At 55.7% G+C, this 8,052-nt stretch carries 5 protein-coding genes, 1 tRNA gene and 1 rRNA gene; 4 read left to right on the forward strand and 3 right to left on the reverse strand.

The window, feature by feature from the left end; all coding sequences use genetic code 11:
• Positions 1–360 precede the first annotated feature (360 nt).
• Both treZ and C4520_21420 read left to right on the forward strand, forming a co-directional pair.
• Positions 361–2,262, forward strand: a complete 1,902-nt coding sequence (treZ, locus tag C4520_21415; GenBank protein RJP14571.1) for a malto-oligosyltrehalose trehalohydrolase — start codon at positions 361–363, stop codon at positions 2,260–2,262.
• Entirely contained in the window at positions 2,255–4,312 is a 2,058-nt protein-coding gene (locus C4520_21420) for a glycogen debranching protein (GenBank protein ID RJP14567.1), read from the forward strand. The genes treZ and C4520_21420 overlap by 8 nt, the downstream gene beginning before the upstream one ends.
• Before the next feature lie 68 nt (positions 4,313–4,380).
• Here the strand turns inward: C4520_21420 and C4520_21425 are convergent, their stop codons facing one another.
• The 3 genes from C4520_21425 to C4520_21435 form a co-directional block, all read right to left on the reverse strand.
• Complete coding sequence (locus tag C4520_21425) at positions 4,381–5,268, reverse strand: alpha/beta hydrolase (protein ID RJP14568.1); 888 nt, start codon at positions 5,266–5,268, stop codon at positions 4,381–4,383.
• Between the two features lie 236 nt (positions 5,269–5,504).
• Positions 5,505–5,580: transfer RNA gene (locus C4520_21430), tRNA-Met, on the reverse strand.
• 143 nt (positions 5,581–5,723) lie between these two features.
• Complete coding sequence (locus C4520_21435) at positions 5,724–7,283, reverse strand: hypothetical protein (protein RJP14569.1); 1,560 nt, start codon at positions 7,281–7,283, stop codon at positions 5,724–5,726.
• A gap of 132 nt (positions 7,284–7,415) precedes the next feature.
• Between C4520_21435 and C4520_21440 the strand changes: the two genes are divergently transcribed.
• Complete coding sequence (locus C4520_21440; GenBank protein RJP14570.1) at positions 7,416–7,598, forward strand: hypothetical protein; 183 nt, start codon at positions 7,416–7,418, stop codon at positions 7,596–7,598.
• A gap of 361 nt (positions 7,599–7,959) precedes the next feature.
• A 16S ribosomal RNA gene (locus tag C4520_21445) occupies positions 7,960–8,052 on the forward strand; the annotation flags it as partial.

Raw genomic sequence — 8,052 nt, forward strand, 5'->3', positions numbered from 1 at the left:
AAATCTTGTACCAGACGGAGGAACAGAAAAACCGGCAAATCCCCGAAATAAACATCTGCTCGCTTCTTTCTGGAATAAAAAAACATAAAAAAGTAGAAAAGTTGCCCATACTTAAAATCAATGTTTCACGCTGCTCAATTTAGGGACAAGGATGATCGACAAAAATTGCCGGGAAACCGACGGGATTTGCCGGCCTCGGCTTCGAAAAGGCGCGAATCCTCCGGCCGCCGACACAACATTGCCATTCTACAGCAACGTGAAATAATAGGAAGTAAATGAGATATGCCTTTCCCTCTCGTTAACTCGAAATTCAACCAGATGAAACGGCCCAGCTCTGCGAAACAAAGGAAGACCGAATCAATTTCGGAAAGAGATCGCCGAAAGCTGCCAATCGGCGCGGAAATCATTCCCGGAAGAGGCGTGCATTTCCGGGTGTGGGCCCCCCGAAGAGAGAACGTATCCGTGGTGGTCGAAAACGCCGGGGGAAAGAAGGCAAAAAAAGCGTACCCCCTCGTCGCCGAAAAGAGGGGTTACTTTTCAGGACTCGTCCCCGACCTCAACGCCGGAGCGCTTTATCGTTTCCAGTTGAACGACGATCTGTTTCTTCCCGATCCCGCCTCTCGATTCCAGCCATTCGGGCCCGACGGGCCGTCACAAGTCGTTGACCCAACCGAGTATCAGTGGAACGATCAGAACTGGAAGGGGAGAGATTTAATGGGCCAGGTGTTCTATGAAATGCATATCGGCGCCTTCACGAAAAGAGGCACGTGGAGGGCGGCCGTTGAACATCTGCAGTACCTTGCCGAAACTGGCGTCACGATTCTTGAAGTCATGCCCGTTCATGAATTTCCGGGAAAATTCGGCTGGGGATACGATGGGGTGAACCTGTATGCGCCTTACCATCATTATGGAACCCCGAACGATTTTCGATCTTTTGTGGACAAGGCCCATGCCGCGGGACTCGGAGTTGTCCTGGACGTGGTATACAACCATTTTGGGCCTGTCTCGAATTACCTGAGCGAATTTTCCTTCGACTACTTCACCGACCGGTATGAAACCGAATGGGGGTATGCGATAAACTTCGACGGCAACAACTCTTTGCCCGTCCGCGAGTTTTACATCGAGAACGCCGGTTACTGGATAGATGAATTCCATCTCGACGGCCTGCGATTAGACGCTACACAGGCCATTCACGATCAGTCGGCAAAGCATATCATCGTACCGATTATTCAGCGCGCGCGCGCAAAAGCCGGTCGCCGCTCCATTGTCGTCGTGGCTGAAAACGAGCCGCAAAATTTCCGTCTTCTCAAGGAGATTGAGCGGGGAGGCTTTGGCGTTGATGCCGTCTGGAACGATGACTTCCACCATAGCGCGATTGTGGCGTTGACACGTCAGAACGAGGGCTATTATGCCGATTACCTGGGGTGGCCGCAGGAACTCATATCCGCCGCCAAGTGGGGATACCTTTACCAGGGCCAATTCTATTCCTGGCAAAACAAGTGCAGGGGCAGTCCGGTTCTTGAGGTCCAGCCTTCTCGCTTCATCAACTTTCTTCAGAACCACGATCAGGCGGCGAATACTCTTCGAGGAGAACCAATCCATCTCCGGGCCCACCCTGGAAAGGTGCGAGCCCTGACGGCGTTCTTCCTTTTGATTCCCGGCACCCCGCTGCTCTTTCAAGGGCAGGAGTTCCATTCGTCAAAGCCTTTCGTTTATTTCGCCGACCATAAGGAATCGTTGGCGAAGATAGTCCGGGAAGGACGCATGCAGTTCCTGAAACAATTCAACAGTTTCAGGGATCCCGAAGCGCAGGCCGTTCTCCCTGAACCCTCCGATCCCGCGACCTTCAACATGTGCAAACTGGAGCATGACGAGCGACGAACCAACTCTGCCGCTACCGCTCTGTACCGCGACCTCCTCTGGTTCAGGCGAATGGACCCGGTCTTTGCCGCCCAACGGACCGACTGGATGCATGGCGCCGTGATTGGTAGGGACATCTTTATCCTCCGGTTCCTGGGAGAGGATAAAGGGGACAGATTGATCATCGTCAATCTCGGGATCAGCCGGCTGATCGTGCCCTCGCCGGAACCGCTCCTGGCGCCATCCGCAAACACGCACTGGGAACTGCTCTGGTCGAGTGAATCCGTCAAGTATGGAGGCAGCGGCACGAATTCGATGGAGAAGGAAGGAAGATGGTCCATCCCCGGCAATGCAACGGTCGTCTTTGCGCCAAAAAAGGTCGTCCGTCTCTACTATGCATGAAACCCTCGAATCCAAAATCCTGAAGCCCATTATCCGGCGCATCCCCCTGAATTTCCCGGAGCCGGACGCATCCGTCCTCCTGGAACGAGAATGGCTCGTTACCAACGGACTCGGAGGATACGCTTCATCGACCATCTCAGGCATCGGCACGCGCAAATATCACGGAATCCTGGTGGCCGCCATGCCCGCCCCGTTCGGACGCATGATGATGCTGAACGACGTGCGCGAGGATATCCTCTTTGCTGACGGCGCCGAAGCGGAGTTGGGCGGCGAATTGCTCAGCCGCGGCGACCTCCTGTTCCCCGGCGGATATCACCTCCAGGAATTCATTCTCGAGTACGGCCTGCCTCTGTGGCGATACCGCATAAATGATACCCTCATAGAAAAACGAATCGTGCTTCCACATTTCCAGAATACGGTCTTTATCAACTATCGTCTTGTGAGCGGGACCGAAGCCACGCTTCGGCTGCGCCCGTTCATGCAGTTTCGAAGCCTGCATTCGGAATTGAGCGCCCGGCAGGAAAAGCCCTACACCGTTCATGCCCTCGGCGATCGATTCGAGATCGTAAAAAATCCCGAGACACCCTCCCTGCGATTCTACGTCTTTGGCGATCAGAGCGGTCTCAATCTCACCGGCGGATATGCCTTCGAAAGATTCTATCGCTCCGAAGAACGACGCGGCTATCCCGCGCGCGGTTGGTCGTGGAATCCCGGCTTCTTTCACACGACACTTTCACAAAACAATTCCGCCACCCTAATCGCATCTGCTGAGCCGTGGGAGGTATTGCTCGCGCTGTCTCCCGATGAGGTGATCCGTGAGGAGATAGCAAGACGCCGCCGCCTTCTCTTTTTGGCGCGCGAAATACCAACCAATGTCCACGCCGAGCTCATTCTTGCGGCGGATCAATTCATCATCACGCCCATAGCTCGCACCGCAGATGCCACCCGCGCACGAGCCCGTGGGGATGAGAGCCGCACCGTCATCGCCGGTTACCACTGGTTCACCGACTGGGGACGCGATACGATGATCAGTCTGGAAGGACTCTGCCTCGCCACCGGCAGGCGCGCCGAAGCCGGATATATCCTGCGCACATTCGCTCATTATGTGAAAGACGGCTTGATTCCAAACATGTTTCCCGAGGGCGAAACCGAGGGACGCTACAATACGGCCGACGCCACCTTGTGGTTCTTCCATGCCATCGACAGATACTTCCGCTACAGCAATGACTTCATCACCATGCGCGAACTCCTGCCCGTTCTCCTCGACATCATCAACCACCACATCCGGGGAACCCGTTTCGGCATCCATATGGACCCCGTTGATGGACTGCTCCGACAAGGACACGACAGCTTCGCGCTCACCTGGATGGACGCCAAGGCAGGGGATTGGATCGTCACGCCACGGCGCGGAAAGACCGTGGAAATAAACGCGCTCTGGTACAACGCCCTCCGCTTGATGCGGCAATGGCTGCAAGAGACCGACAATTCTAATGAAGCCGGCAAACTGTCCGAACTCGGCGACCAGGTCCAAGAATCGTTCAACGAAAAGTTTTGGTACGAAAACGGCGGCTATTTATATGACATCATAGAAGGAGAGAACGGGAAGGACCATTCTCTTCGGCCCAACCAGATTTTCTCGATCTCGCTTTCTCATCCCGTCCTCGATAGCGCGCGATGGAAAGCCGTCCTCTCCACCGTTGAACAACATCTGCTCACACCTGTGGGGCTGCGTTCACTTGATCCCTGTCATCCCCACTACAAGGGCGAATACCGGGGCGACCTCCTCGCCAGAGACGGCGCGTACCACCAGGGAAGCGTTTGGAGCTGGCTCATCGGGCCCTTCATCGACGCCTGGCTCAAAGTCTATCCGGACGAACGGGAAAAGGCGAGGCGATTCATCGATGGACTTGTCGCCCACCTGGATGACGCTTGCGTCGGGAATGTCAGCGAGATATTCGACGGGGAGCCGCCGTTCCGATACGAGGGCTGCGTCGCGCAGGCCTGGAGCGTGGCCGAGCTCTTGCGATCACTCATTCAGGTTGCACAATAGATACCGAAAAGGCGCGTTGGGGAATCATACGATTGAGCCCTGCCGGCGCCTTTTATCCCAAAGCGAAATCAAAAAGAGCGCCCGTGGGTATGGCGGGTGATGGCATCGATGATTTGCGGCCATGCGCCGGCCGGAAGATTGTGTCCCATCCCCTCGATAACGAGAAGTGATGAGCCGGGTATCGCCCTGGCTGTGGCTCTTCCGCATTCGACCGGAACCAGCGGATCCTCGCTCCCATGGATCGCCAGCGCCGGCACGTTCACCGACTTGAGCGCCGGCGTTCGATCTCCATGAGCGACAATCGCGGCGATCTGGCGCGCGGCTCCCTGCGGATAAAATGATCGGTCATATGATTCAGCCAGCTTCTTGCGGATAAAGTCTTCATCAAACGGAAACCTCGATCCGCTGATGGTTCGCCACAATTTGACGCTGTATTCGATATTCTCGGTGCGCTCGCGAGGCGGCGGCGTTATCAGAAGAGCCATGACATCCGCGCCGGCCTGAGGGAGGGAAGGATCGCCGGTGGTGGACATGATTGAGGTAAGGCTTCTCATGCGTTTCGGATGCCGGATTGCTATCGTCTGCGCTATCATTCCGCCCATCGACGCGCCGCAAACATGGGCGCTGTCGATGCCGAGCGCGTCCAACAGGCCGATCGAGTCGTCAGCCATATCGTCTAAAGTATATGGAGCCTGAACTTTCTTCCCTTGTATCCGCGCGCTTATTACCTCCACAAGGTCCGGTATGCCCGCGTCATCAAACTTCGTTGAAAGACCGACATCTCTATTGTCGAAGCGGATCACGAAATGCCCTTTCGCGGCGAGCTGCTCGCAGAACTCCTCATCCCACCAGATCATTTGAGCGGCGAGCCCCATGATCAACAGGAGCGGCGACGCCGAGGTGTCCCCAAAGGTGTCGTACTCGATCTCTATACCATTTGCGCTTGCCTTCGCCAATCAACAGTCTCCTTTCATTCCCCGACAGTAAACCGACGAGTCCGCCCCTGATTCAAAACGCTGTTCGAGATCGTAACAAAGAGGGCAGGAATTTTCAAGTCTTGGATAATTTGTGTATCGCAGAAGATGAAGGCTGGATCAGGGCAAGCAGGACAAAGCGATTCGAGTCGCAGCCGGACTGTCCTCGGGGAAAAACAAAAGCCGCTGATCTCTCAGCGGCTCATGAATGGACTTTTTTGTAGCGGTGCAGGGACTCGAACCCCGGACACAAGGATTATGATTCCTCTGCTCTACCAGCTGAGCTACACCGCCGCCGAAAAAATTATAGCAGTGTTTACAGCTTTTTGTCAATCGGCATGCGGCTGGCACAACCGCATCAACCTCTCGAAAAAAGCGAGGAGGAGCCCTCTCCTCAAGGGCTCCTCCCCGCGCAAATCCCAATCGTTATGCCCCTGTCATTTCTGGAACGTGACTGTGTCGTAACTGATGACCGAGCCGCCGGCAGACAAGGCCTCCACCCTTAATACGTATGTGCCCAGCGGCAGCGGCTGAGCCGGATCAACCGTGTAGTAGGGTGTGTTTGTTGTGATGACTTTCTTCGCTCCACTCGGAAGCGTGACGTCCAGCCGGTAACTGACGGCCGAGGTCACCGGATTCCACAGGGCGGCAACCAACGCGCCGGTGCGGAATCGGCTTCCGTTCGCCGGCGTCAATATCTGAAGGACATCCGGCGACGGCGTCGCAACAGCCAGGAGTTGCTCGCAGTCGGCGCGGCCGTATCCGTAATATTCATCCCAGCCCGCGACGCCGCGATCTATGACGCCTTGCTGCAGCATCGCGCGAACCTGCCAATTCTCAATCCCCGAGTACATCGAGTACAGCAGCGCCGCGAGCCCGGCCGCATGCGGCGTCGCCATCGATGTTCCGGACCAGCCGGCGCTTTCATAGCCTCCACCCGGCACCGTCGACAGAACAGTAACGCCCGGCGCGCTGACTTCCACAAACTCATTGTGCGTGGAAAAGGAAGCTATGTTGTCAATGCTGTCGGTCGCTCCAATCGACATCGGGAAAACATATGCCGCAGGATACGAAAGGGGATTGCCACTGTCGCCGTCGTTGCCCGCCGCGGCCGCGATAAAGACGTTGCGGTCCCACGCGTATCTCAGTGAGTTGTATTCCGTCAGACTCTTCGCCGTGCCGCCAAGGCTCATGTTGATTACGCTCGCGCCGTTGTCGGTGGCATAAATGAGGCCGTCGCAAATATCGCTCGAATACCCCATGCCCAGAAGACCGCCGAGAACACGCACAGCCATCACTTTCACGCCCGGCGCTTCGCCGGATATGCCGGCCCCGTTATCCTGCGCGGCGGCTATTGTCCCTGATACATGTGTGCCGTGGCCGACGTACTGATCTTCAGGAATCGGATCCTCCGCGCCGACGCCCGGAAGCCAGCCGTCGCCCGCAAAATCATAGCCGTTGTAATCATCCACATAGCCGTTCCCATCATCGTCGTCGCCGTCTCCCGGCGTCTCATCAGCATTCTGCCAGAGCTGGCTCACAAGGTCGGGATGATCGAGATCGATGCCCGTGTCCAGAACAGCCACAACCACCGACGGGCTCCCCTTGTCAAGGTCCCACCACAGAGGCAGCTTCATCAGCGTCATGTCCCACTGCGACCCGAACAACGGGTCCGTCGGGACATACGTCGGGTATCTCACATAATCGGGCTCGGCGTACTCGACAAGCCCGCTGGCTTCGAGCTGCTTGATCGCAGCCTTGACATCCACTGCTTTCGGCAACCCGAAAAGAAAAGCCTCCACCTTCGGGATGATCTTCTCAAGCCGCAGTTGGTGCGCCCGCGAAAACTTCTGCAGGTCCGCCGCTGACGGCGCCTGTTTGAATTTTACCAGCACGCGGTTCGGATGATATTCGCCCGACGCCTCTTGCCCAAATGTGCCGCTCGAAATCGAAAACAAAAAGAACAATGCCACTACCACTCCCACAGTCTTTTTCATATTACCCTCCGCAGTTGTTCGGATGACAGGCGCTCTCCTCAGCCCCTCACGATTTAATGACGCTCGAAGGCTGGCCCGGCCCTCGTTATCCAAGGATTATGTAGCAAGTATTTTAGCGCAAGAAACAAACTTTTGCAACATGAATCGAAGATTATTTGGAACTTTCGTCTCCGTCCGAAAAAACGCCTCTTCACCGCGCACCCGGGGGTTGACAAACCGTCAGAGATGCTCTATACTGATATTGCATCCAGGAAAGCTTCGGCGATCATGAATGCCCCCTTCGCCGTGCAAAACAGGCGGAAAAAAGGGGCTTGACAAAGATAATCTTCTATGGTAAGATTATAAATGCCTCAGGAAACGAGGCAATGTTCTTTGTCCGTTCGTTAAGAAGGGCGGGAGATAGCTCGATTGACTTAGGGTAAACATACAGTGGAGCTAACAGCCCGTAGCGGCTGTCGGGAGGCAGCGTGCGGCTTAACGAGCGGGCGTCAACGAAAAGTTGATGCCCGTTGTTTTTGAGGATGAAGAAATCGGTTCTTTGAAAATTGAGGAAGATGTATTGCCAATAAAGCGTGCGTAGGCAGTGGGTATCCCTCAGGGGATATCCGCAGCCCCGAAATTTCTTATGCCAAAAGGACGGGAGAGGCGGTTGGCCGCCTTGCCCGTATCTACACTTTTTTAAGTGGAGAGTTTGATCCTGGCTCAGAACGAACGCTGGCGGCGTGCTTAACACATGCAAGTCGAACGAGAAAGTCCCTTCGGGGGCGAG

It is taken from the genome of Candidatus Abyssobacteria bacterium SURF_5 (genome assembly GCA_003598085.1).
Classification (GTDB): domain Bacteria; phylum Abyssobacteria; class SURF-5; order SURF-5; family SURF-5; genus SURF-5.

Bases quoted from the DNA above. Each gene is read 5' to 3' on its own strand.
- C4520_21420 (RJP14567.1), top strand. From the start codon at position 2,255: ATGCATGAAACCCTCGAATCCAAAATCCTGAAGCCCATTATCCGGCGC.
- C4520_21435 (RJP14569.1), bottom strand. From the start codon at position 7,283: ATGAAAAAGACTGTGGGAGTGGTAGTGGCATTGTTCTTTTTGTTTTCG.